This is a genomic window from Cellulomonas sp. H30R-01 (assembly GCF_010119915.1).
GTDB lineage: Bacteria > Actinomycetota > Actinomycetes > Actinomycetales > Cellulomonadaceae > Cellulomonas > Cellulomonas algicola.
This window is the reverse complement of record NZ_CP048210.1, coordinates 492508-515821: the sequence shown is the minus strand read 5'-3', so window position 1 is coordinate 515821 and position 23314 is coordinate 492508. Positions and strand designations below refer to the sequence as shown.

Genomic DNA, 23314 nt, shown 5'->3' with positions numbered 1-23314 from the left:
CGGTGCACGACGGCGGAGCAGCGACTTTTCGGTGCCGGGACTGCGCGACCCCGCTAGGCGGGCACGACCTGCGGCGTGCGGTCGCCGTCCGCGGCGGCAGCCTCCACCTCGGCCTCGGCGACGGCCGCACGGGTCGCGGCACCCGCGTCGCGGAGGTGGCCGCACAGCGCCAGGGTCAGGCCGAGCACCGCCCACGCGGTCAGCGTGAGCCACAGGGTGGTCGTGTCCGCGGCCGGGAAGTACGACGTGTCGCGCAGGAGCGTCGCGCCGGCGCCGGGCGGCAGCCACTGGCCGATCGCACCCCACGGCGCGGGGAGCATCTGCCACGGCATCGCCGCGGCAGAGATCGGGTTCGCGACGAGCAGGAACAGCACCGGTCCGATCGCGAGCCCGCGACGGCCGACGAGCGAGGTGAACCCGACGATCACCGACGCGACCGCGAGGATCGTGAGCGCGACGACGCCGCTGGTCACCCAGAACGAGCCGCCGAGCACGCCCCACCAGGACTGGAGGACCGCGGTGATCGCGAGGCCGCCGAGCGCGGCGTACCCGAGCACGGCCGCGACGCGGCGGCGGACGCCGACGACCGTGAGCGCGATGCCGATCCCGCCGACCATGCCGCCGAGGACCAGCGGGAACGCGGCGGCGCCGAGGACGACGCCGCGCGGGTCGCCCGCGCCGAGCGGGACGACGTCGGTGACGGTCACCGTGACGGGCTCCCCGGTCGCGGCGGCGAGCTGAGCCTGGAGCGTCGACGCGAGGGTCGCGAGCTGCTGCGCGACCATCGGGCTGGCCGCCGACGCGGTGAGCACCTCCGGCTCGGGCCCGAGGACGACCGCACCGTAGGCCTCGCGCGTGTCGACCAGCCGGGCGGCGGCGGCCCGGTCGGCGGCCGGGACGACGTCGAAGACGCCGGGCGCCTGGGCCTCGATCCCCTGCACGAACGGCTCGGCCGCGGCCGGTGGGCCGGCGACCGCGACGGGGAGGTCGTGCGGTTCCGCGGTGACCGACGGCCACAGGAACGCGAGCGCGACGACGGTGAGGACGGCGGCGAGCGCGGCGCCGACGGCGGCGACGTGCCCCCACGGGGTGTGCGGGGTGGTGCCGGTGCGGGACATGATGGGCTCCTCAAAAACGAATGTTCGTTCGCTGTAGAGCCTGAACCTCGTCGACCGCGCTTGTCAAGAACGTTCATTCGTTTTTATGCTCGGGCGTGCCCAAGGTGACCGAGGAGTACCGCGCCGCCCGCCGCGACGAGATCGCGGACGCCGCCCTCCGCGCGTTCCGCCGCACCGGCTTCCAGGCGACGTCGATGGCCGACATCATCGCCGAGTCGGGCCTGTCCGCCGGTGCCATCTACGGCCACTACCCCAGCAAGAGCGCGCTCGTCGTCGGCGTCGCGTCGCGCATCGTCGGCGCCCGGCTCGGCGACATCGAGGCCCTCGCGCGCACGACGCCCATGACTCCCCCGCCCGGCGTCGTCCGCGTCCTCGTCGAGGCGATCCGGCGCGAGGTCGGCGACCCCGCCGTGCTCCTGCAGCTCTGGGGCGAGGCCGTCACCGACCCCGACATCGCGGACCTCGCGGTGGGCACCGTCGACCGGCTCGCCGCGGCGCTGCGCGGGTACGTGTCGCTGTGGCACCAGCGGACGCACGGCGTGCCGGCCGAGGACGCCGACGCGCTCGGCACCGAGCAGGTCCCGCTGCTGCTCGCCGCCGTCCAGGGGTACGTCATCCAGTCGACCGTCGCGCGCGACTTCGACGGCGAGGCGTACCTCGCGGCCGTCGAGCGCTACCTGCCGCGCTGACCGCGGCCACCCGCGGAGGAGCCGGAGCCGCCCCGACCGACCGTGCCGGCGGTCAGGGCGCGATCTGCGTCGCGCGGTACTCGTCCTCGAGGATCGACATGACGATCGCGTCGCACCAGCCGTCGCCGTCGCGGTACGCGTCCCGACGGCGCCCCTCGACGCGGAAGCCGATGTTCTCGTACAGGGACTTGGCGCGGGCGTTGATGCTCAGCACGTCGAGCTCGACGCGGTGCAGCCCGAGCCCGTCGAACGCGAAGCCCAGCACGAGCTGGATGCCCTCGGTCCCGTACCCGCGGCCGCGGTAGGCCGGGCGCATCGACAGCCGCAGGTTCGCGCTGCGCACCACCTCGTCGACGTCGTTGAGCACGATCTCGCCGAGGAACTCGTCGCTGCCGTTGGCCGTGACGGCGAAGTCGTAGCGCCCCTCGGCGGTCGCGCGGCTCGCGGCCCAGGCGTCGACCTGCTCGCGCGTGAACGTCGCGGTGGTGCCCGTCAGCCGGTTGCCCTCGGGGTCGGCCAGCATGTCCCACATCGCGTCGGAGTCGTCCGCGCGGATCGGCCGGAGCACGATCATCTCGCCCTGCAGCGTCGGCTTCTCCATCGCCCGGTCGTCTCCCGTCTGCGCCGGTCGTCCCGGCGCGTCCCTCGCATCGTAGGGAGGCCGTGTGACCCCCGTGTTGCAGCGCGCCGCCGCGCCGCGCCGGACGACGTCACCCCGCGCCGACCGCACCGCCCCGGGCGGACGCCGCCCGCACGCCGCAGGGCCGGACCCGGTGTGCACCGGACCGGCCCCGCGGCGCCGTCCTGGTCAGCCCTGCACGCGCTCCAGCACCAGCTCGCGCACGCGGCCCGCGTCGGCCTGGCCGCGCGTCGCCTTCATGACGGCGCCGATGATCGCGCCGACCGGGCCGAGGTTGCCGGACCGGATCTTCTCGGCGATGTCAGGCTGGGCGGCCAGTGCCTCGTCGATCGCGGCGAGCAGCGGACCGTCGTCGGAGACGACCTCGAGCCCGCGCGCGACGACGACGGCCTCGGGCTCGCCCTCGCCCGCCAGGACGCCCTCGAGCACCTGGCGCGCGAGCTTGTCGTTGATCCGCCCGTCGTCGACGAGCCTCTGCAGCGCGCCGATCTGCGCGGGCGTGATCGGGAGCGCCTCGAGCTCGACCTCCTGCTGCTTCGCGGTCCGGGCCAGCTCGCCCATCCACCACTTGCGCGCAGCGGCGGGCGACGCGCCGGCCGCGACCGTCGCCTCGATGAGCTCGACGGCGCCGGCGTTGACGACGTCACGCATCTCGGCGTCGGCGTAGCCCCACTCGGTCTGCAGGCGACGGCGACGCGCCGCGGGCAGCTCGGGCAGCGTCGCGCGGATCTCCTCGACCCACGCGCGGTCCGGGGCGATCGGCACGAGGTCCGGCTCCGGGAAGTAGCGGTAGTCCTCGGCGTCCGACTTCACGCGGCCGGACGTCGTCGTGCCCGTGTCCTCGTGCCAGTGGCGCGTCTCCTGGACGATCGCGCCGCCGTCGTTCAGGACCCCCGCCTGCCGCGAGATCTCGTACCGCACCGCGCGCTCGATCGAGCGGAACGAGTTGACGTTCTTCGTCTCGGTGCGGGTGCCGAGCGCCGACTCGGGCGTCGGCCGCAGCGACACGTTGACGTCGGCGCGCACGTTGCCGCGCTCCATGCGGGCCTCGGACACGCCCAGCGCACGGAACAGGTCCCGCAGCGTCTGCACGTACGCGCGCGCCACCTCGGGCGCCCGCTCGCCCGCGCCCGTGATCGGCTTGGTGACGATCTCGACGAGCGGGATGCCCGCGCGGTTGTAGTCGACGAGCGAGTACTCGGCGCCGTGGATGCGGCCCGTCGCGCCGCCGACGTGGGTGTTCTTGCCCGCGTCCTCCTCCATGTGCGCGCGCTCGATCTCGACGCGGAACGTCGACCCGTCCTCGAGCTCGACGTCGACCCAGCCCTCGAACGCGATGGGCTCGTCGTACTGCGACGTCTGGAAGTTCTTCGGGACGTCCGGGTAGAAGTAGTTCTTCCGCGCGAACCGGCAGGTCTCGGCGATCTGGCAGTTCAGCGCCAGGCCGATGCGGATCGCGTACTCGACCGCGGTGCCGTTCACGACGGGCAGCGAGCCCGGCAGGCCCAGCGACACGGGCGTGACGGACGTGTTCGGCTCCTCGCCGAAGCCCGCGGGGGCTCCGTCGAACATCTTCGTGCGCGTGCCGAGCTCGACGTGCACCTCGATGCCGATGACGGGATCGAACTGCGTGACGGCCTCGTCGTAGTCCACGAGCGTGGTCATCGGGTCTCCAGTTCCGGGGCCTGGGCCAGCAGCGGGCCGCCCCACTCCTTCTCGAGCAGCGTCTCGAGCGCGGCGCCGACGCGGTACAGCCGGTCGTCCGCCTTCGCGGGCGCGAGCACCTGGAAGCCGACGGGCAGGCCGTCGTCGAGGCCGTTCGGCAGCGACAGGCCGGGCACGCCCGCGAGGTTCGCGGGGATGGTCGCGACGTCGTTGAGGTACATCGCGAGCGGGTCGTCGAGCTTCTCGCCCAGCCTGAAGGCCGTCGTCGGGGCCGTCGGCGACACCAGCACGTCCGCCTGCGCGAACGCCGCGTCGAAGTCCCGCTGGATGAGCGTGCGGACCTTCTGCGCCGAGCCGTAGTACGCGTCGTAGTAGCCCGCCGACAGCGCGTACGTGCCGAGGATGATGCGGCGCTTGACCTCGTCACCGAAGCCCTGGCCACGCGTCGCGGCCATGACGCGCTCCGCCGTGGGGTTGTCCTCCGGCACGACCCGGAGGCCGAAGCGCATGCCGTCGAACTTCGCCAGGTTGCTCGACGCCTCGCTCGGCATGATCAGGTAGTACGCGCCGAGCGCGTACTCGAAGTGCGGGCAGGAGACCTCGACGATCTCCGCACCCGCGGCGCGCAGCAGGTCGAGCGACTCGTGGAACCGCGCGAGCACGCCCGGCTGGTAGCCCTCGCCCTGCAGCTCGCGGATCACGCCGACGCGCACGCCCGTCAGGTCGCCGGTCGCGCCCTGGCGGGCGGCCTCGACGAGCGGCGGCAGCGGCTCCGGGATCGACGTCGAGTCGAGCGGGTCGTGCCCGCCGATGAGCTCGTGCAGCAGCGCCGAGTCGAGCACCGTGCGCGTCACCGGGCCCGCCTGGTCGAGCGACGACGCCATCGCGATGAGCCCGTACCGTGACACCGACCCGTACGTCGGCTTCACGCCGACCGTGCCCGTCACGGCGCCCGGCTGGCGGATCGAGCCGCCCGTGTCCGTGCCGATGGCGAGCGGCGCCTCGAAGGCCGCGACGGCCGCGGCGGACCCGCCGCCCGAGCCGCCGGGGATGCGGTCGAGGTCCCACGGGTTGTGCGTGTTCCCGAACGCCGAGTGCTCGGTCGACGAGCCCATCGCGAACTCGTCCATGTTCGTCTTGCCGAGGATCGGCAGGCCCGCGGCCTTGATGCGCTCGACGAGCGTCGCGTCGTACGGCGGCACCCAGCCCTCGAGGATCCTCGAGCCGGCCGTCGTCGGCAGGCCCTTCGTCACCACGACGTCCTTGACCGCGATCGGCACGCCCGCGAGCGCGTGCAGGTCCTCGCCCGCGGCGCGGCGCGCGTCCACGTCGGCGGCCGTCGCGAGCGCCTCGTCCGCGCTGACGTGCAGGAACGCGTGCACCGCGCCGTCGACGGCCGCGATGCGGTCGAGGTGCGCCTGCGTGGCCTCGACGCTCGACGTCTCCCCGGTGGCGAGCGCGTCCGCGAGCGCCGCGGCCGAGAGCCGGGTCAGGTCCGCGCTCACGCGTCCTCCCCCAGGATCTGCGGGACCAGGAACTTGCCGTCCTCGGACGCCGGCGCGGCGGCGAGCACCGCGTCGCGGTCCACCGGGGCGACCGGCACGTCGGGGCGGAACACGTTGGTCAGCGGCAGGGGGTGGCTGGTGGCCGGCACGTCGGGCGTGGCGATCTCGCTCACGCGGGCGACCGACTCGACGATGACGTCGAGCTCGCCGGCGAGGCGGTCGATCTCCGCCGGCGTCAGGTCGATCCGGGCCAGCCCCGCCACGCGCGCGACCTCGTCGCGAGAGAGGGTGGACATGCCCGAGAGTCTAGACGTTGGGGCATCGCGGCAGACCCGCGGGCACGCGTCCGTCAGGGCGTGACGTCGGTGCCCGAGCGCACCGCCTGCGCCGGTGCGCGTCGTCGGCTGCTGCGCTAGCCGACCCGCTCGACCGCGGCGGTGACCAGGGAGAGCAGCGCGTCGGCGTACGCCTCCTCGGCCGAGTCGGCGGTGAACACCTGCTCGGGGTGGCCGGGTCGCTCGACGAGCACCTGGTACGTGCCGTCCGTCGACCGGGCGAGGCTGCGGAACGTGCCGCCCAGGAGCTCACGCATCTGGTCCTCGCGCGGCAGCCAGACGGCGTCCTCCTGCGCGACGGAGTCGAGCGCCCACTCCGTCGTCCCGTTGAAGCCGAGGATCGTGCCCGTCGGGTAGTGGTGCGCCTCGATCGTCATCTCGGAGATCGTGAACACCTCCCCCGCCATGTCGGGCTGGATGACGGCGAAGCGGTCGCCGGACGCGGGGTGCCAGCGCAGACCGGCCCCCCGCAGGAGGAGCGCGAGGTCGACGGAGATCATGCGTCCAGTATCGTCCGGGCTGCCTGCGACGGCACCCGGCCGGCACGACGGAGGGGACGGGTCAGGGCAGGACACGCAGCTCGTCGTCGAACGACGCGACGAGCCGGCGCAGGGCGGGGTCGAGGCGCACGGACCGGATCTCCCCGGCGAGGCCCACGTCGGCGAGCGTCCGCTCCCACTCGACCTCGCCGGTGGACCATGCCAGCGCCCGCAGCGTGTCGCCCACGCGGACGAGGAGCGTCCGGCCGTCGGTGACGACGACGTCGGCGTCGACACCGCTCTCGACCGACCACACCACCGTGCCGTCGAGGCCGTCGAGCCGCGCGAGGCCGGTGTGGGTGCGGACGAGGACGTCGCTGTCGAGCACGGCGAGCGGGAGGCGCGGGAGCGGGCTGATCCACCGGTCGCGCCCGTCCGACGACCGGACGATCATGTCCGCGCCGGCGAGCCCGCTGCGCATGACGAGCACGTCGTCGGGGAGCGTGCCGTCGTCGATCGCTACCTGCGCGAGGGTCTCCTGCCGGACGAATCCGTCGTCACCCGTGACGCGGCCGCCGACCAGCCCGGCGCGGCCGTTCCGCCCGAGCGCGACGCCCTCACCCTGGGGGACGCTCACCTCCTCGACGACCCGACCGTGGTGGTCGAGCACCCAGGCCGTCTCCCCGAGCCAGACCAGCACACGGCCCAGGCGGGCCGTGCCGAGCACGACCGAGGGCATCGCCTCCGGGTCACCCGGTGTGCCGGCAGCGGACGGGGAGTCCGACGGGGCGTCGGTCGGGGGCGCGTCCCACGTCCACCGCGTGTCGCCGGTGACCGGGTCGGTCGCCTCGACCGCCCAGCCCGCCGGCCTCTCGGAGCCGGCGTCGTGGGCCGCGGTGTCGATCCCGTGCACGCGGACGAGGGCGTCGCCGGTCATGCCGACCCACTCGGCCGGCCCGGCCGTTCCCGTGCGGACGACCTCGCCGCTCGTGGCGTCGACGACCCACCACGTCGAGGACAGCGGGGCACCCAGGACGAGAGCGCCGTACTGGAGCCCGCAGACGGCGAGCGGCCGGTCACCGCCTGCGCGGACGCACCACGGGTCGCCGCCGAGCGCCCCCGCCACGGCCAGGGGGTCGATGTCGCGTGGGCCCGCGAGCGCGTCGAGGTCCTCGTCCTCGATCCAGTACGGCCGTTCCCGGGGCAGCACGCGGGGGACGGGGGTCTCCCACCGCGACGACCAGTCGTCCGGGTGCAGACCGACGAGGCTCCAGCCGTCACGCTGGCGCAGCCCGACCATCGTGCCGTCGACGGTGGCGAGCGACTCGGTCCGGACGTCGGGCGCCGGTCCGGGGTGGGCGCGCACACCGGCGTCGAAGGGTGCGACGACGCCGGCGGCGTCCGCGTGACGCGCGGCGAGCGTCGCGTCGGCCTCCGCGCGGCGCTCGTCGAGCACACGCTGGGTTCCGACGGCGACAAGGGCCGCGACCACGACGACCCCCACGGCGACCACGACCCGTCGCCGGGCCGACGCTGACCGCACCGGCGCGGGCGGCACGGCGTCGGTGCGCGGCTCACCCTCGTCGAACGTGACCTCCTGCATGCCCCCGGCCATACGCGCACGCTAGAGGACGGCGTCCGTCCGCGAGGGCGGTTCGACCGGCCCCGCGACGCACCCGTCGCCGGTCGGGTCGTCCCCCTCCCTGGAGGACCCGACCGGCGACGCGGCGACCGCGCGCGGCGGCGTCAGCGCGTGCTGAAGGCCGCGTCGAACGCGGCGGCGGGCGGGTCGAACGCATTGCGGCGGACGAACTCGAGCGCCTCGGGCGCGCCAAGCAGCCGGTCCATGCCCGCGTCCTCCCACTCGACCGAGATCGGCCCGTCGTACCCGATGTGGTTGAGCGCCCGGAACGACGCCTCCCACGGCACGTCCCCGCGCCCGGTCGACACGAAGTCCCAGCCGCGCCGCGGGTCGGCCCACGCGAGGTGCGACGACAGGCGGCCGTTGCGGCCGTTGCCGAGGCGGAGCTTCACGTCCTTGCAGTCGACGTGGTAGATCCGGTCGCGGAACTCGAGGATGAAGTCGACCGGGTCGAGCTGCTGCCAGACGAAGTGGCTGGGGTCCCAGTTGAGGCCGAACGCCTCGCGGTGGCCGATGGCCTCGAGGGTGCGCACGGTCGTCCAGTAGTCGTACGCGATCTCGCTGGGGTGCACCTCGTGCGCGAACCGCACGCCGACCTCGTCGAACACGTCGAGGATCGGGTTCCAGCGGTCGGCGAAGTCCTGGTAGCCCGCGTCGACGGCCTCCTGCGAGACCGGCGGGAACATCGCGACGTACTTCCAGATCGACGAGCCCGTGAAGCCGACGACGGTGTCGACGCCGAGCTTCGCGGCGAACCGCGCGGTGTGCTGCATCTCCTCGGCCGCGCGCTGCCGCACGCCCTCGGGGTCGCCGTCGCCCCACACGCGGTCGGACAGCATGTCGCGGTGCCGCTGGTCGATCGGGTCGTCGCAGACGGCCTGGCCCTTGAGGTGGTTCGAGATGGCCCACACCTTGAGGCCGTGCCGGTCGAGGATCTCGCGGCGCGAGTCGACGTACGCGTCGTCGTCCCACCGCCACGGGTCCAGGTGGTCGCCCCAGCAGGCGATCTCGAGGCCGTCGTAGCCCCAGCCGGCGGCGAGGCGCGCGACCTCCTCGAACGGCAGGTCGGCCCACTGGCCGGTGAACAGCGTGATGGGTCGGGTCATCGTCAGGCCTCCGTCTCAGCCGGCGCGGGCGTCGGTGCGGGGATGTCGGTCCAGGTGCTGCGGTCGGCGGCGGAGCGCTCGACGGCGTCGAGCACGCGCTGCACCTGCAGGCCGTCGGCGAACGACGGCCGGGGCTGGCGGTGCGCGGCCACGTCGTTGACGAGGTCGACGGCCTGGTGCGTGAACGCGTGCTCGTACCCGAGCCCGTGGCCCGCGGGCCACCACGCGCCGACGTAGGCGTGCTCGGGCTCGGTCACGACGATGCGCCGGAAACCGGCCTCCCAGGCGTCCTGGCGCGCGTCGAAGTAGTGCAGGACGTTCATGTCCTCGAAGTCGAACGCGAGCGAGCCGGCGGAGCCGTTGACCTCGACACGGATCGCGTTCTTGCGGCCGTACGCGAACCGGGTCGCCTCGAACGTCGCGAGGCCGCCGCCGGACAGCCGCGCGAGGAAGACGGCGGCGTCGTCGACGGTGACCGGGCCGGTCGCGCCGCTCGCGTCACCGCTGCCCGACAGCCCGCTGAACTCGCCCGCGAGCGGGCGCTCCTTGACGAACGTCTCGAGCAGCGCGGACACCCCGGTGAGGTGCTCGCCGGTGATGAACTGCGCGAGGTCGACGACGTGCGCGCCGATGTCCCCGAGCGCCCCGGACCCGGCCTTCTGCTTGTCGAGGCGCCACGACAGCGGCGCCTGCGGGTCGGCGATCCAGTCCTGCAGGTACTGCGCGCGCACGTGCCGGACGGTCCCGATGCGCCCCTCGGCGACGAGCCGCTGCGCGAGCTGGATCGCCGGGACCCGCCGGTAGGTGAAGCCGACCATGGCCAGCGCCCCGGACGAGCGCGCGGCGTCCGCGGCCCGGACCATCGCCTCGGCCTCGGCGACGGTGTTCGCGAGCGGCTTCTCGCACAGGACGTGCTTGCCCGCCTCGAGGGCGGTCACCGCGATCTCGGCGTGCGTGTCGCCGGGCGTGCACACGTCGACCAGGTCGACGTCGTCGCGGGCGACGAGCGCCTTCCAGTCGGTCTCGGTGTCGCGCCAGCCGAGCCGGTCGGCCGCGGCGCGCACGGCGTCCGCGTTCCGGCCCGCCACGGCGGCGAGGTCCAGGTGCAAGGGGAGCTCGAAGAAGCGCGGGGCGTTGCGCCAGGCCTGCGAGTGCGCGACGCCCATGAAGGCGTAGCCCACCATGCCGATGCCGAGCCGCGGGAGCGTGCCGGGTGCGGACACGTGTCCTCCTTGGGTCGAGGGTGCGCCGGGCGGGCCTGCGGATCGCCCGCCCGGCGCGGGGTCGGTCAGGACTCGAAGGCCGTCGGCAGGTACTGGTCGACGTTGTCCTTCGTGACGACCGGCGCGAACAGCTGCACAGTGCGCGGCACCTCGACCTCGACGAGGTCGCTCATCGCCTTCTGCTGCACGAGCAGACGCGCGAGCTTGATGCCGTCGGCGGCCTGCGTCGACGGGTAGACGACCGTCGCCTTGAGCACCGAGTTGTCGGCCTTGATCGCGTCCATGACGTTCTTCGAGCCGGCGCCGCCGACCATGAAGAACTCGTCGCGGCCCGCGTTCTCGATCGCCGCCATGACGCCGACGCCCTGGTCGTCGTCGTGGTTCCAGATCGCGTCGAGCTTCGGCGCGGCCTGGAGCAGGTTCGCCGCGGCGGCCTCGCCGCCCTGGACGGTGAAGTCGGCGGCGACGCGGTTGCTCACCTCGAGCCCGCAGTCGGCCAGCGCGTCGGAGAACCCACGGCTGCGGTCCTGCGTGAGCGGCAGCGAGTCGATGCCGGCGATCTCCGCGACCTTCGCACCGGCCGTGCCGCCGAGCTGCTCGCAGATGTAGTGCCCGGCCGAGACGCCCATGCCGTAGTTGTCGCCGAGCACGGTCGTGCGGGCGGCGTTCGGGTCGTCGAACTCGCGGTCGACGTTGACGACGACGATGCCGGCCTCCATGGCCTGCGTCGCGACCTCGGTGAGCGCGGCACCGTCGAACGGCAGCAGCACGATCGCGTCGACGCCGTCGTTGATGAACTGCTCGATCTGGCTGATCTGCAGGTTGACGTCGTTCGTGGCCTCGGCCTGGACGAGCTCGACGTCGGAGTACTTGCCGGCCTCCGCGACGGCCGACTTGGTGATGGCACCCATCCAGCCGTGGTCGGCCGCCGGGGCCGAGAAGCCGATGGTGACCTTGTCGCCCGGCTCGTCGTTCTCGGTGCCGGGGACGACGGCGGCGCCCGTGCTGTCGTCGGACGTGTCCTGGGGCGTGTTGGACGTGCAGCCCACCACGAGGGCGAGGGCGGCGGCCGTGCCGGCGAGGGCGAGAGCACGGCGGCGCAGGGGTGCGGACATGACGATCCTCCTTGATCGGGATGCTGCGGGGGTGTCAGGGGTGCGAGGGGACTTCGGACAGCGGCTCTAGGTGACCGTGCGGGACCGCTCGGCGATGCGCTGCTGCAGCATGACCGCGGCGACGATGATCACGCCCTTCGCGACCGCCTGCGCGGAGATGGACAGGTTGTTCTGCGTGAACACGTTGGTGAGCGTCGTGAAGATGAGGACGCCCAGGACGGTGCCGACGATGGTGCCGCGGCCGCCCGCGAGGAGCGTGCCGCCGACGACGACCGCCGCGATCGCGTCGAGCTCGTAGTACAGGCCGTTCGTCGACGAGCCGGCCGTGGTGCGGCCGAGCATCATGACGCCGCCGATGCCCGCGGTGAGACCCGCGAGCGCGTACAGGTACATCGTGTGGCGCTTGACGTTGATGCCGGCCAGACGCGCGGCCTCCGGGTTGCCGCCGACGGCGACGGTGCGACGGCCGAACGTCGTCCGGTTGAGCAGGACCCAGCCGACGACGGCGACGACCGCGAAGATCCACACGAGCATCGGGATGCCGAGCGGCTGCAGCCGGAACACGTCGGAGAACGCCGGTACGCGCACGACCCAGGTCTGCCGGTTGGCGATCATCTCCGCGAGACCGCGGGCGGCCACCATCATGGCGAGCGTCGCGATGAACGCCACGACCCTGCCGTACGCGATGAGGACGCCGTTGACGAGCCCCGCGCCGAGGCCCACCGCGAGCGCGGTGAACACCATGACCGACCAGTGGAAGTAGTTCGCCATCGCCTGCGTCGCGAGCGTCGACGCCCACACGGACGACAGGCCGATGACGGAGCCGACCGACAGGTCGATGCCGCCGCCCGTGATGACGAAGGTCATGCCGATCGAGATGACCCCGAGCACCGCGGCGAGCCGCAGGATCGTCAGGAGGTTGTCGATGCTGGCGAAGCGCTCGCCCGCGGTGAGGACGCCGACGAGGCAGACCAGCACGAGGGCGATGACGAGGCCGAGGTTGCGGCCGGCGGCCCCCCGGAGCGGGTTGCGGAAGCGCCGGTCGACCGCGGTCGCGCCCCCGGTCTTCTCGATGCGGGCGGACTCGTCCGCCGCGGGCACCCGCGCGGAGGCGGAGGTTCCCTGCTCGCTCACGCGGCACTTCCTTCCATGACGAGGTCGAGCACGCGGTGCTCGTCGATCTCGGACGCGGGGCCGGTGTGCACGACCCGACCTTCGGACAGGACGAGGACGCGGTCGGACAGGCCGAGCACCTCCTCGATCTCGCTGGACACGACGACGACGGCGACGCCCTGGGCGGTGAGGTCGGCGACGATGCCGTAGATCTCGGCGCGCGCGCCGACGTCGACACCGCGCGTGGGCTCGTCGAGCAGCAGCACGCGGCAGCCGTGCACGAGCCAGCGGGCGAGCAGCACCTTCTGCTGGTTGCCGCCGGACAGGGTGCGGGCCGTGCGGTCGGGGTCGGCGGGCCGCAGGTCGAGCGCCTCGATCTGCTCGCGCGCCGCGCGCTTCTCGGTGGGCTCGTCGAGGAAGCTGCCGCGGGCCGTGCGGGTGAACGTGGAGAGCGTGATGTTCCGGTAGACGGGCTCGTCGAGCAGCAGCCCCTGGCTCTTGCGCTCCTCGGGGCACAGGCCGATGCCGGCGCGCACGGCCGCACCGACCGAGCCGGGGGGCAGGCGCGTGCCGTCGACTCTCACGGTGCCGGTCGTGGGCCGGCGCGCGCCGAACACGGTCTCGAGCACCTCGGAGCGTCCCGACCCGACCAGCCCGGCCAGACCCACGACCTCGCCCGCACGGACGTCGAAGGACACGTCGTGGAACTCGCCGCGCACGGAGAGGCCGTCGACGGAGAGCACGACGGGCGCGTCGGCGGGCACCGCGGGGCGGCGCGGGATCGCGTACTCGACGGTGCGCCCGGTCATGAGCCGGATGAGCTCGTCGGTGGGCGTGCTCGCGACGGGCAGGCCGGTGGCGACCGTGCGGCCGTCCTTGAGGACGGTGATCCGGTCGCCGATCTGGCGGATCTCCTCGAGGCGGTGAGAGATGTAGACGATGGCCACGCCCTGCGCGGTGAGCTCGCGCACGACGCGGAAGAGGTTGGCGACCTCCTCGCTGTCGAGCACGGCGGACGGCTCGTCCATGACGATGACGCGTGCGTCGTGGGAGAGCGCGCGCGCCATGCTGACGATCTGCTTGCCCGCGGCGGGCAGCGACCCGACCTCGCGGTGCGGGGACACGTCGCCGTGGCCGAGGCGACGCAGGACCTCGCGGGTCCGCTGCGTGGCCGCGCGGCGCTGGGTGAAGCCGCCGCTCGCGAGCTCGTGGCCCAGGTAGACGTTCTCGGCGACGGAGAGGCCGTCGACGACGTCGAGCTCCTGGTACATGGTCGCGACGCCGAGGCGCAGGCCCGCGACGGGGTTCGCGATGGTGACGGGCGTGCCGTCGACGAGGATCTCCCCCTCGTCGGGCTGGTGCGCGCCCGCGAGGACCTTGATGAGCGTCGACTTCCCGGCGCCGTTCTGGCCGAGCAGGCAGTGGACCTCGCCCGCACGGACGTCGAGGTCGACGCCGTCGAGGGCGCGCGCACCGGGGAACTGCTTGACGATGCCGCGCATCTGGAGGATCGGACGGTCGGGCGAGGTGGCACCCGGTGGGTCGGTCTGTCGGTCGTCGGTGACCATGCGGCGAACCTAGGGGCACTTTTGACGGCGGTCAAGCAAAAGTTGCCGTAGACGTGGCAGAGTTATGCGAACGTGATCGACGAAAGACGGGTGGTTCACTGTGCGCATGGACGAGCTGGCCCGCACCGCACCACGGCCGACGGGGGTCGGCGAGATGTTCCAGCTCCTGCGCGACGGCCAGCCCCGCACCCGCTCCGACCTGGCCACTCTCACCGGGCAGGCCCGCTCGACGATCGCCGCGCGCGTCGACGCGCTGCTCGGCTCCGGGCTCGTCTCCCCCGCCGGCGAGGCCACGTCCACCGGCGGCCGCCCGCCCGCGACCTTCGCGTTCAACCCCGCCGCACGCGTCGTCCTCGCCGTCGACCTCGGCGCCACGCACGCCCGGCTCGCCGTCACCGACCTCGCCGGGACCGTCCTCGCCGAGCACGGGGAGGCCATCGCGATCGCCGACGGGCCCGCCCCCGTGCTCGACCGCGTCGCCGAGCTGGGCCTGGGACTGCTCGCGACCGCCCGGCGCGACCCGGACGACCTCGTGAGCGTCGGCGTCGGGCTCCCCGGACCCGTCGAGCACTCGACCGGCCGGCCCATCAACCCGCCGATCATGCCGGGCTGGGACGACGCCGACGTCCCGGGCCACCTCACGCGGCAGCTCGGGGTGCCCGTCCTCGTCGACAACGACGTCAACATCATGGCGCTCGGCGAGCACGCCACCGCGTGGCGGTCCGTCGACCACCTGCTGTTCGTCAAGGTCGCGACCGGCATCGGCGCGGGGATCATCTCCGACGGCGCGATCCGGCGCGGCGCCCAGGGCGCTGCGGGCGACCTCGGCCACATCGCCGTCCCCGGCGGTCTCGACCTGCCCTGCCGGTGCGGCAACACCGGCTGCCTCGAGGCCGTCGCCGCCGGACCCGCGATCGCCACCGCGCTGCGCGAGCAAGGGCTCGCCGCGGGCAGCAGCGCCGACGTCGTCGCGCTCGTCCGCGCGGGTGACCTCGCCGCCGGGCGTGAGGTCCGCGAGGCCGGACGGCACATCGGCGAGGTGCTCGCCGCGTGCGTCAGCCTGCTCAACCCGTCGATGATCGTGGTCGGCGGCATCGTCGCCGAGGCCGGCGAGCACCTGCTCGCCGGGATCCGCGAGGTCGTCTACCGCCGGTCGCTGCCGCTGGCCACCCAGCACCTGCGCATCGTCACCACCCGCACCGGCGTGCGGGCCGGCGTGCTCGGCGCGGCCGCCATGGCCGCCGAGCACGTGCTGTCCCCCACCGCGATCGACGCGCTCGTCGGCTGACGCGCCGCCGGGAACACCCGTCGCCCGTCAGTCCGTCAGTCCGCGCCGCGTTCGTGAGCCGGAGCTGACGCACTCGGCACGAGGTGACGAGCTCACCAGCGGACGAGCCGAGGGCGACCCCGGTGGCACGCGACGACGTCGAGCGTTCGACTCAGGACGTCGTGAGCGCCCGCTCGAGGTAGAGGTACCGGTCCGCGGGCGCGAACCCGAGGCCCGTGTACAGCCGGGCGGCCGCCGTGTTGTGCGGCTCGACCTGCAGGAACGCGCGACGGGCACCGCGGGTGCGCGCGGCGTCCAGCGCCCGCAGCGTGAGCGTCCGCGCGAGCCCGCGCCGCCGCGCCTCGGGCACGACGACCAGGCACGACAGTCCCACCCAGTCCTCCGCGAACGCCGCGCGGATCACGCCCATCGGGCGGCCCCCGTCGAGCGCGGTCAGGTAGACGCCCGGCGAGCCGTCGAGGATCGCGCGCGCCGTCCCCAGGTCGGCACCGGCGCTCTTCACGCCGATCCACGCCGCGAGCCATGCGTCGTCCGGGTGCGCCGCGACCCGCACGTCGACGCCGCCACCCGTGTGGGCCGAGGGACCGTCGACGTCCCGCACCAGCACGTCGGCACCGGAGACCGCCGCGTACCCGCGCGCCAGGAGCGCGTCGTGCAGCGACGGGCCGCCCGTCGTCGGGCCGACCCGGAACGTCGACGGCAGCCCGGCCGCGCGGTACACCGCCTCGACCTCGTCGACCGCCGCGCCGAGGTCGGCGGCCCGGGTCAGCGGCAGCGTGCTGTTCGCGCGACGCGTGAGCCCGCCCGACTCGCCCACGCGCCACCCGTCCGACGTCACGGTCGTGCGCAGCGCCGGCCACGTGGCGGCCTCGACGACCGCGCCCGGCGCGTCCGGCGGTGTCCACGTCCGCACGCGGACGCACAAGCCGTGGTGGCTCCAGTCGCGCGGCTCGTCGTGCACGAACCCGAGCCGGTCGTACAGCCGCTGCGCGGCGCGCATCGCGTCGCTCGTCGACAGCACGACACGGCGGGCACCCTCCGCGACCGCGTGCCGCAGCGCGTGCGTCATGAGCGCCTCGGCGATCCCCCGCCCGCGCGCCTCGGGCGCGACCGCGAGCATCCGGATCTCGAGCTCGCCGGGCTCCGCGACCTCCGCGTACGACGTGCCGTACGGCGCGAGCGTCACGGTGCCCACGACGACGTCGTCCGGCCGCGCGTCGCCGTCGGTGTGCCCGCCGTCGCCGCCACCGGGCCCGGCCCCGCCGTCGCCCCCTGCTCCGGCGTGCCCGCGGCCACCGTCGGGCTCGCGCGGCACCGTCGCCACCAGCAGGATCGCCTCGCGAGCGCGCCGCCGCGCGTCCCGCAGCTCAGCCGTGTAGTCGTCCTCGTCGCGCAGCAGTCCGTCGGCCACGTACGCCTCGGCGGTCAGCGCACCCGCGTCGTCGACGTCCGCGGGTGTCGCCCGGCGGACGACCGGCCCGGTGTCGACGGCGACCTTCACGCGGCGCCCCCGTCCGCACCGTCGTCCGTCGCGGCGCCGCCGTCGGCCTGCGCCTCGACGGGCGCGGGGACCGCGTCCGGGCCGCCGGCCAGCAACGCCTCGAAGCCGGCCTCGTCGAGGATCCGCAGCCCGAGCTCGCGCGCCTTGGTCTCCTTGGTCCCCGCGTTCTCCCCGACGACGACGAAGTCGGTCTTCTTCGAGACGCTGCCCGCGGCCTTGCCGCCGCGGGACAGGATCGCCTCCTTCGCCTCGTCGCGGCTGAACCGCTCGAGCCCGCCGGTGACGACGACCGTCAGCCCGCGCACCGTGCCGCCCTCGTCGGTGACCTCGAGCGTCCGCGTCACGCCCTCGACGGCCGCGTCCTCCATGCGCACGCCTGCGGCCGCCCACGCGTCGACGATCGCGGCGTGCCACGGCGTCGCGAACCAGTCGACGAGCGACTGCACGATGGTCGGCCCGACGCCCTCGACGCCCGACAGCCGCTCGGCGGCGACGGCGGGGTCGCCCTCGACGACCTCCCGCAGGCGCGCCATCGACCGGAACTCCTGGGCCAGCGCCCGCGCCGCGGTCGGGCCCACGTTGCGGATGCTCAGCGCGACGAGCACGCGCCAGAGCTCCTTCTCCTTCGCGAGGTCGAGCTGGTCGAGCAGCGTGCGGGCCGCGGCCGACGGCTCCCAGTCCGGCAGCGTCCGTCCCTCGGCCTCGGCGCGCGCCCGCTCGGCCTTCGACCAGGTGAGCTGCCGGCGGAACGGCGCGCGGCGACGCACGTTGCCGTCCCCGTCCTCGCGCGGCAGGCCGGTCTCCGGGTCGCGGACGACGACCTCGATCCCGCCGAGCATCCGCAGGCTCGCCTCGCGGACCCGGGCGCGCTCGTCCTCCGGCGCGTCGGGCGCGTACCCGACCAGCGCGAACAGGTCGGCCTCCGTGCGCAGCGGCGGCACCTCGGGCACGACGGGCTGCGTGAGCGCCGCGGCGGTGACCTCGCCGAGCGCCTCGATGTCGAACGCGCCGCGCGAGCCGATGTGCTCGACACGGCCCAGCACCTGGGCGGGGCACGACTCGGCGTTCGGGCAGCGCAGGTCCACGTCGCCCTCGCGCATCGGGCGCAGCGGCGTGCCGCACACCGGGCAGTCGGTGGGCATCTGCCACTCGACGCGCTCGACGGTGTCGTCGGTGGCCGCGGGCGCGGGGCCGACGATCTCGGGGATGACGTCGCCCGCCTTGCGCAGCACGACCATGTCGCCGACCTTGACGCCCTTGACCTTCACGACGTCCTGGTTGTGCAGCGTCGCCTGCCGCACGGTGCTGCCGGACACGAACACGGGCTCCATGACGGCGAACGGCGTCGCGCGCCCGGTCCGGCCGATGCCGACCTCGATCGCGAGCAGCCGCGTCACGACCTCCTCGGGCGGGTACTTGTAGGCGATCGCCCAGCGCGGCGCGCGGCTCGTCGAGCCCAGGCGGCGCTGGAGGTCGATCTCGTCGACCTTGACGACGATGCCGTCGATCTCGTGCTCGACGTCGTGCCGGTGCTCGCCGTAGTACGCGATCATCTCCCGCACGCCGTCGAGGTCGTCGACCACGCGCGTGTGGCCCGACGTCGGCACGCCCCACGACGCCAGCAGGTCGTACACCTGCGACTGCCGCGTGATCCCGGGACCGCCGTCGGGGCCCCAGCGCAGCGCGCCGATCCCGTGCGCGTACATCCCGAGCGGGCGCGTCGCGGTGACGCGCGGGTCCTTCTGCCGCAGCGAGCCCGCGGCCGCGTTGCGCGGGTTGGCGAACGGCGGCTTGCCGGCGGCGACCTGCGCCTCGTTGAGCCGCTCGAACGCCTCGACCGGCAGGAAGACCTCGCCGCGGATCTCGATGAGCTCCGGGTGGGTCGACGGGTCGCCCGCGAGCACGTCGGGGATCGAGGAGATCGTGCGGACGTTGAGCGTCACGACCTCGCCCGTCCGCCCGTCGCCGCGCGTCGCGGCCCGCACGAGCCGGCCCTTCTCGTACAGCAGCGCGATCGCGAGACCGTCGATCTTGAGCTCGCACAGGTAGTGCGGCTGCGCACCGTTGAGGTCCCGCAGCGCGCGGTCCGCCCACGTGGCGACGTCCTCGTCCGAGAACGCGTTGTCGAGCGACAGCATGCGCTCGACGTGGTCGACCGTCGCGAAGTCCGTCGAGAACGTCCCGCCCACGCGCTGCGTCGGGGAGTCCGGCGTCAGCAGCCCCGGGTACTGCTCCTCGAGCGCCTCGAGCTCACGCATGCGGGCGTCGTAGTCGGCGTCCGACGCGGGCGGCGCGTCGAGCACGTAGTAGGCGAACTGGTCGGCGGCGATGCGCTCCGCCAGCTCGGTCCACCGGTGCCGGGCGTCGGCGGGGACCTCCTGGTCGGGCGCGGTCGCGAGGGCGTCGTCGGCGGCGTCGGTCACCCGCACATCATCGCGCCCACCGCCGACACGCGCCGCCAGGCGCCCGTCAGCGCGAGTCGCGCAGCCGCGGCACCACGAGCAGGGCGACGGCGCCGATCACGCCGCCGACGGCCAGCACGGTCGCCGTCGCCGCGAGCGCCGTGGGCGCCGACGTGACGACGACCTCCTGCCGCTCGCCGTCGACCTCCCACGAGCACACCGCCTGCGGGGGCAGCGCGCCGTACGACACCTCGGCGCCGGCCTGGTCGGCGGCGTACGCCTCGAGGCACGGATCGCCGCCGGCGGCCGACGCCTCGAGCGTCCGTGCCCCGACGGACAGCCACAGCACGACGAGGACGACGATGCCCACGATCGCCGCGCCGCTGGCCAGCAGGACCCCGAGCGCCTGTCGTCGGGAGCGCAGCACCGGCTGCCGCGGGGTCGGTCCCGTGCTCAGGGGTTCGTTCGTCGGCTCGGTCATCGCCTCGCTCATGCCTCCGCTCGTTCCGCCACGATCCGGCCGGCCCGCACGAGCCCGGCCAGGGCCGCGCGCGCGTCGTCGGGCGACGACCGCCCGGGCGCCTCGCCGGCCAGCAGCACCACGTCCTTCAACCCCGACTGCGTCAGACCGACCGACCGCCACGGCCGCGTCAGCGCGTCGGCCTGCCCGACGACGTCGGGTCCCGCGCACTGCGACGACGCCTGCGGCGGCAGCTCGGCCCACAGCCGCAGCCCGCCCTCGACGGCCTCGGCGACGCGCTCCCAGCCCTGCTCGCCGATGCCGCCGACCGCGAGCGCGAGCCCGTCGACCCCGGCGGCCCGGATCGCGGGCACGGCCGCCCACGCCGTCCCGCCGTGCACCGCGACGGCGGACGCGCCGCCCGAGCGCACGCCCGCGGCGACGGTCGCGATCCGCTCGGCCGCGACCGGCCCGCGCACGGCACGGAGCGCCGCGTACCCCGAGAACGTCGGCAGCACGCCCGCGACGACCTGCGCGAGCAGCGGCTCGTGCAGGAGCACGGTGACCTCGGCACCGGGCACGACGCGCCGGACCGCGGCGACGTGCGCGCCGGCGCCCTGCGCGAGCGACTCGGCGAGCTCGCGCACCGCGCCCGCGTCGGACAGCACTCGGTCGCCGCGCGCCAGGTAGAGGCTCGCCGCGAGGGTCAGCGGTCCGGCGACGGGCACGACGAGCGGCCCGGTGTACCCGTGCGCCGCGACCGCGAGCGCGTCGAGGTCCTCCCGGACGAACGCCCGCGCGCGGGCGAGGTCGCCGCCGGGCCGGTCGGCGAGCTTCCAGCCGTGCGGCCCGAGCTCGGTGGGCAGCTCCTCGAGCAGCGCCGCCGCGTGGCCGACGCGGTCGCCCCACGGTCCGCGCGCGGGCAGCAGCACCGCGAACGGCAGGCCCTGCAGCTCCGACGGGACGCCGACGAGGTCGCCGACGACCGACGACTGCGCCTCGAGCGCGTCCGTGCCGGGCCAGGGCCCGGTGCCGCTGATGCCAGGGCGGGCGCTCACCGGTGCACGCCCGCGGCGGCCGTGCCGAGCGCAGCGGCGGAGTCCGCGCGACCGGGCGGCGCGGACGACGACGCGGGGCGCCGCGTGCCCGTCACGGTCGCCTGCCCGAGCACGCGTGTGCCGGCGTAGACGACGAGCGACTGGCCCGGCGCGACCCCGCGCAGTCCCGCGGCCGCGTCGACCTCGACGCGCAGCGTCCCGTCCGGTCGCGCGGTCGCGACCGCGGGCACCGGCGCGCCGTGCGCGCGCACCTGCACCTCGCACGCGAAGGGTGCGGACCCGGGCGCGGCGAACCACACGCCGCGGTCGGCCTCGACCGCGCCCACGGCGAGCTCCTCGGCCGACCCGACGACGACCCGGTTCCGCACGGGCTCGACCGACAGGACGTACCGCGGCCTCCCGTCGGGTGCGGGCCGCCCGAGCGCGAGGCCCTTGCGCTGCCCGACGGTGTACGCGTACGCGCCGTCGTGCCGCCCGACGACCTCGCCGGACGTGTCGACGATCTCGCCCTCGCGCGACCCGAGCCGGTCCCGCAGGAACCCCTGGGTGTCGCCGTCGGCGACGAAGCAGATGTCGTACGAGTCCGGCTTGGCCGACACCGACAGGCCGCGTGCGGCGGCCTCGGCCCGGGTCTCGTCCTTCGACGCGACGTCACCGAGCGGGAAGAGCGACCGCGCGAGGCGCTCGGGGCCCATGACGGCGAGCACGTAGGACTGGTCCTTGGCGGCGTCCCGTGCGCGGTGCAGCTCGCGCGTGCCGTCGTCGCGCACCTCGACGCGCGCGTAGTGACCCGTGCAGACCGCGTCGAACCCGAGCGCGACGGCCTTGTCGAGCAGCGCGGCGAACTTGATGTGCTCGTTGCACCGCACGCACGGGTTGGGCGTCCGACCCGCCTCGTACTCGCTGAGGAAGTCGGCGACGACGGTGTCCTCGAACCGCTCGGACAGGTCCCACACGTAGTACGGGATGCCGAGGACGTCGGCGGCTCGGCGCGCGTCGCCCGCGTCCTCGATCGAGCAGCAGCCGCGCGAGCCGGTGCGGAACTGGTCGCGCGTGCGGGACAGCGCCATGTGCACGCCGACGACGTCGTGCCCCGCGTCGACCGCGCGCGCGGCCGCGACCGCGGAGTCGACGCCGCCGGACAGGGCGGCCAGGACGCGCATCAGGCCATCACCGCCGGCGTGCTCCCCCGGCCCGCGAGTCCGGCAGCCCGCGCGCGCTCGACGACCGCGGGCAGGGCCGCGTGCAGCGCCGCGACGTCCGCCTCGGTCGACGTGTGCCCGAGGGTGAACCGCAGCGCACCGCGCGCGTCGTCCTCGTCGACGCCCATCGCGAGCAGCACGTGGCTCGGGCGCGGTACGCCCGCCTGGCACGCGGACCCCGTCGACGCCTCGACGCCCGCGGAGTCGAGCAGGTAGAGCAGCGAGTCGCCCTCGCAGCCGGGGAACGTGAAGTGCGCGTTGGCGGGCAGCCGCCGGTCGGCGTCGGCGGGACCGCGCAGCACGGCGTCCGGCACCGCGGCGCGCACTCCCGCGACCAGCCGGTCGCGCAGCGCACCGACCCGAGCCGCGTACGCCGGCCGCTCGCGCACGGCCTCGTCGAGGGCGGCCGCGAACGACGCGACGAGCGGTGCCGCGAGCGTGCCCGAGCGGACGCCTCGCTCCTGCCCGCCGCCGTGCAGCACGGGCGTGAGGTCGAGCCCGCGCCGCGCGAGCAGCGCGCCGACCCCGCCGGGCCCGCCGATCTTGTGCCCGGACACGGTCATGGCGTCCAGCCCCGACGCCGCGAAGTCCACCGGCACCTGCCCCACGGCCTGCACCGCGTCCGCGTGCACCGGGACCCCGTGCCGCCGCGCGAGCGCGACCACCTCGTCGAGCGGCTGCAGCGCACCGACCTCGTTGTTCGCCCACATCACCGACAGCAGCGCCGCCTGCGCACCGTTCTGCTCGAGCTCGTCGCGGAGCGCGGCGACGTCCACCACGCCGTCGGCGTCGACCGGCAGCAGCACCAGCTCCGCGCCCGCGTGCTCCGCCATCCAGAACGCCGGGTCGAGGACTGCGTGGTGCTCGACCGCCGACACGAGGATGCGGCGCCGCGACGGGTCCTGCGTGCGGCGCGCCCAGAACAGGCCCTTGACCGCGAGGTTGTCGGCCTCGGTACCGCCCGACGTCCACACGACCTCGCTCGGCCGCGCACCGAGCGCTGCCGCGGCCGTCTCGCGCGCTTCCTCGACGACGCGTCGCGCCGCCCGGCCCGAGCCGTGCAGCGACGACGGGTTGCCCGGGTGCGCCAGGTGCTCGGTGAGCACGCGCGCAGCCCCCGGGAGCATGGGCGTGGTCGCCGCATGGTCGAGGTACGCAGTCATCCGCACCAGTCTACGAACGTGCGCGCGGGACCCCGGACCGCG

At 74.7% G+C, this 23314-nt stretch carries 20 protein-coding genes; 2 read left to right on the top strand and 18 right to left on the bottom strand.

The annotated features are described in order from the left end of the window. Nucleotides 1-53: 53 nt before the first annotated feature. Entirely contained in the window at nt 54-1118 is a 1065-nt protein-coding gene (locus tag GXP71_RS02220) for a hypothetical protein (protein WP_162351312.1), read from the bottom strand. 95 nt (nt 1119-1213) lie between these two features. Between GXP71_RS02220 and GXP71_RS02215 the strand changes: the two genes are divergently transcribed. Further along, nucleotides 1214-1807, top strand: a complete 594-nt coding sequence (locus GXP71_RS02215) for a TetR/AcrR family transcriptional regulator (protein WP_162351311.1) — start codon at nt 1214-1216, stop codon at nt 1805-1807. Between the two features lie 52 nt (nt 1808-1859). On the opposite strand, the gene GXP71_RS02210 is transcribed toward GXP71_RS02215, so the two are convergent. The 11 genes from GXP71_RS02210 to GXP71_RS02160 all read right to left on the bottom strand — a co-directional run bounded on the left by GXP71_RS02210 (nt 1860) and on the right by GXP71_RS02160 (nt 14198). Then, nucleotides 1860-2408, bottom strand: a complete 549-nt coding sequence (locus GXP71_RS02210; protein WP_162351310.1) for a GNAT family N-acetyltransferase — start codon at nt 2406-2408, stop codon at nt 1860-1862. 207 nt (nt 2409-2615) lie between these two features. Continuing rightward, complete coding sequence (gene gatB, locus GXP71_RS02205; protein ID WP_162351309.1) at nt 2616-4112, bottom strand: Asp-tRNA(Asn)/Glu-tRNA(Gln) amidotransferase subunit GatB; 1497 nt, start codon at nt 4110-4112, stop codon at nt 2616-2618. Continuing rightward, the gene (gatA, locus tag GXP71_RS02200; protein WP_162351308.1) at nt 4109-5617 is read right to left on the bottom strand and encodes an Asp-tRNA(Asn)/Glu-tRNA(Gln) amidotransferase subunit GatA; all 1509 of its coding nucleotides are present in this window, start codon (nt 5615-5617) and stop codon (nt 4109-4111) included. Before gatA ends, gatB begins: the two co-directional genes overlap by 4 nt. Next, on the bottom strand, nt 5614-5913 hold the full coding sequence (gene gatC, locus GXP71_RS02195; protein ID WP_124343015.1) for an Asp-tRNA(Asn)/Glu-tRNA(Gln) amidotransferase subunit GatC: 300 nt from the start codon (nt 5911-5913) through the stop codon (nt 5614-5616). The genes gatA and gatC overlap by 4 nt, the downstream gene beginning before the upstream one ends. Nucleotides 5914-6029: 116 nt before the next feature. Beyond that, on the bottom strand, nt 6030-6452 hold the full coding sequence (locus tag GXP71_RS02190) for a pilus assembly protein CpaE (protein ID WP_162351307.1): 423 nt from the start codon (nt 6450-6452) through the stop codon (nt 6030-6032). 61 nt (nt 6453-6513) lie between these two features. Beyond that, complete coding sequence (locus GXP71_RS02185; RefSeq protein ID WP_162351306.1) at nt 6514-8046, bottom strand: hypothetical protein; 1533 nt, start codon at nt 8044-8046, stop codon at nt 6514-6516. A gap of 131 nt (nt 8047-8177) precedes the next feature. Next, nucleotides 8178-9179, bottom strand: a complete 1002-nt coding sequence (locus GXP71_RS02180; RefSeq protein ID WP_162351305.1) for a sugar phosphate isomerase/epimerase — start codon at nt 9177-9179, stop codon at nt 8178-8180. 2 nt (nt 9180-9181) lie between these two features. Beyond that, nucleotides 9182-10363, bottom strand: a complete 1182-nt coding sequence (locus tag GXP71_RS02175; protein WP_162354157.1) for a Gfo/Idh/MocA family protein — start codon at nt 10361-10363, stop codon at nt 9182-9184. Between the two features lie 104 nt (nt 10364-10467). Next, the gene (locus tag GXP71_RS02170) at nt 10468-11517 is read right to left on the bottom strand and encodes a substrate-binding domain-containing protein (protein WP_162351304.1); all 1050 of its coding nucleotides are present in this window, start codon (nt 11515-11517) and stop codon (nt 10468-10470) included. A 66-nt stretch (nt 11518-11583) separates the two neighbouring features. Beyond that, on the bottom strand, nt 11584-12651 hold the full coding sequence (locus tag GXP71_RS02165) for an ABC transporter permease (RefSeq protein WP_162351303.1): 1068 nt from the start codon (nt 12649-12651) through the stop codon (nt 11584-11586). Beyond that, on the bottom strand, nt 12648-14198 hold the full coding sequence (locus GXP71_RS02160; protein ID WP_238402568.1) for a sugar ABC transporter ATP-binding protein: 1551 nt from the start codon (nt 14196-14198) through the stop codon (nt 12648-12650). The genes GXP71_RS02165 and GXP71_RS02160 overlap by 4 nt, the downstream gene beginning before the upstream one ends. A gap of 106 nt (nt 14199-14304) precedes the next feature. Here GXP71_RS02160 and GXP71_RS02155 point away from each other — a divergent pair, with 106 nt between their 5' ends. After that, entirely contained in the window at nt 14305-15486 is a 1182-nt protein-coding gene (locus GXP71_RS02155; protein ID WP_162351302.1) for an ROK family protein, read from the top strand. A 151-nt stretch (nt 15487-15637) separates the two neighbouring features. Here GXP71_RS02155 and GXP71_RS02150 read toward each other — a convergent pair whose 3' ends face one another. The 6 genes from GXP71_RS02150 to GXP71_RS02125 are packed head-to-tail and all read right to left on the bottom strand — an operon-like array spanning nt 15638 to nt 23272. After that, nucleotides 15638-16987: a GNAT family N-acetyltransferase gene (locus GXP71_RS02150; protein WP_162351301.1), complete on the bottom strand. Its 1350-nt coding sequence runs from the start codon at nt 16985-16987 to the stop codon at nt 15638-15640. Continuing rightward, a complete protein-coding gene (gene ligA, locus GXP71_RS02145; RefSeq protein ID WP_202924321.1) occupies nt 16984-19410 on the bottom strand; it encodes an NAD-dependent DNA ligase LigA in 2427 nt (808 codons plus the stop codon). Before ligA ends, GXP71_RS02150 begins: the two co-directional genes overlap by 4 nt. Nucleotides 19411-19456: 46 nt before the next feature. Continuing rightward, on the bottom strand, nt 19457-19882 hold the full coding sequence (locus tag GXP71_RS02140) for a hypothetical protein (RefSeq protein WP_162351300.1): 426 nt from the start codon (nt 19880-19882) through the stop codon (nt 19457-19459). After that, nucleotides 19879-20907 carry a hypothetical protein gene (locus tag GXP71_RS02135; RefSeq protein WP_162351299.1) on the bottom strand — a complete coding sequence of 343 codons (1029 nt, stop codon included), beginning with the start codon at nt 20905-20907 and terminating at the stop codon, nt 19879-19881. Before GXP71_RS02135 ends, GXP71_RS02140 begins: the two co-directional genes overlap by 4 nt. Further along, nucleotides 20904-22070, bottom strand: coding sequence for a tRNA 2-thiouridine(34) synthase MnmA (mnmA, locus tag GXP71_RS02130; protein WP_162351298.1), 1167 nt, complete (start codon nt 22068-22070; stop codon nt 20904-20906). The genes GXP71_RS02135 and mnmA overlap by 4 nt, the downstream gene beginning before the upstream one ends. After that, a complete protein-coding gene (locus tag GXP71_RS02125) occupies nt 22070-23272 on the bottom strand; it encodes a cysteine desulfurase family protein (protein ID WP_162351297.1) in 1203 nt (400 codons plus the stop codon). The genes mnmA and GXP71_RS02125 overlap by 1 nt, the downstream gene beginning before the upstream one ends. Nucleotides 23273-23314: the final 42 nt, after the last annotated feature.

What these genes read in the sequence shown, in the direction of transcription:
- GXP71_RS02140 (WP_162351300.1), bottom strand. Translation starts at nt 19,882, where the DNA reads ATGAGCGAGGCGATGACCGAGCCGACGAACGAACCCCTGAGCACGGGA.
- GXP71_RS02125 (WP_162351297.1), bottom strand. Translation starts at nt 23,272, where the DNA reads ATGACTGCGTACCTCGACCATGCGGCGACCACGCCCATGCTCCCGGGG.
- gatC (WP_124343015.1), bottom strand. Translation starts at nt 5,913, where the DNA reads ATGTCCACCCTCTCTCGCGACGAGGTCGCGCGCGTGGCGGGGCTGGCC.
- GXP71_RS02170 (WP_162351304.1), bottom strand. Translation starts at nt 11,517, where the DNA reads ATGTCCGCACCCCTGCGCCGCCGTGCTCTCGCCCTCGCCGGCACGGCC.
- mnmA (WP_162351298.1), bottom strand. Translation starts at nt 22,070, where the DNA reads ATGCGCGTCCTGGCCGCCCTGTCCGGCGGCGTCGACTCCGCGGTCGCG.
- GXP71_RS02175 (WP_162354157.1), bottom strand. Translation starts at nt 10,363, where the DNA reads ATGGTGGGCTACGCCTTCATGGGCGTCGCGCACTCGCAGGCCTGGCGC.
- gatB (WP_162351309.1), bottom strand. Translation starts at nt 4,112, where the DNA reads ATGACCACGCTCGTGGACTACGACGAGGCCGTCACGCAGTTCGATCCC.
- GXP71_RS02160 (WP_238402568.1), bottom strand. Translation starts at nt 14,198, where the DNA reads ATGGTCACCGACGACCGACAGACCGACCCACCGGGTGCCACCTCGCCC.
- GXP71_RS02210 (WP_162351310.1), bottom strand. Translation starts at nt 2,408, where the DNA reads ATGGAGAAGCCGACGCTGCAGGGCGAGATGATCGTGCTCCGGCCGATC.
- GXP71_RS02155 (WP_162351302.1), top strand. Translation starts at nt 14,305, where the DNA reads ATGGACGAGCTGGCCCGCACCGCACCACGGCCGACGGGGGTCGGCGAG.
- GXP71_RS02185 (WP_162351306.1), bottom strand. Translation starts at nt 8,046, where the DNA reads ATGGCCGGGGGCATGCAGGAGGTCACGTTCGACGAGGGTGAGCCGCGC.
- GXP71_RS02180 (WP_162351305.1), bottom strand. Translation starts at nt 9,179, where the DNA reads ATGACCCGACCCATCACGCTGTTCACCGGCCAGTGGGCCGACCTGCCG.
- GXP71_RS02220 (WP_162351312.1), bottom strand. Translation starts at nt 1,118, where the DNA reads ATGTCCCGCACCGGCACCACCCCGCACACCCCGTGGGGGCACGTCGCC.
- GXP71_RS02190 (WP_162351307.1), bottom strand. Translation starts at nt 6,452, where the DNA reads ATGATCTCCGTCGACCTCGCGCTCCTCCTGCGGGGGGCCGGTCTGCGC.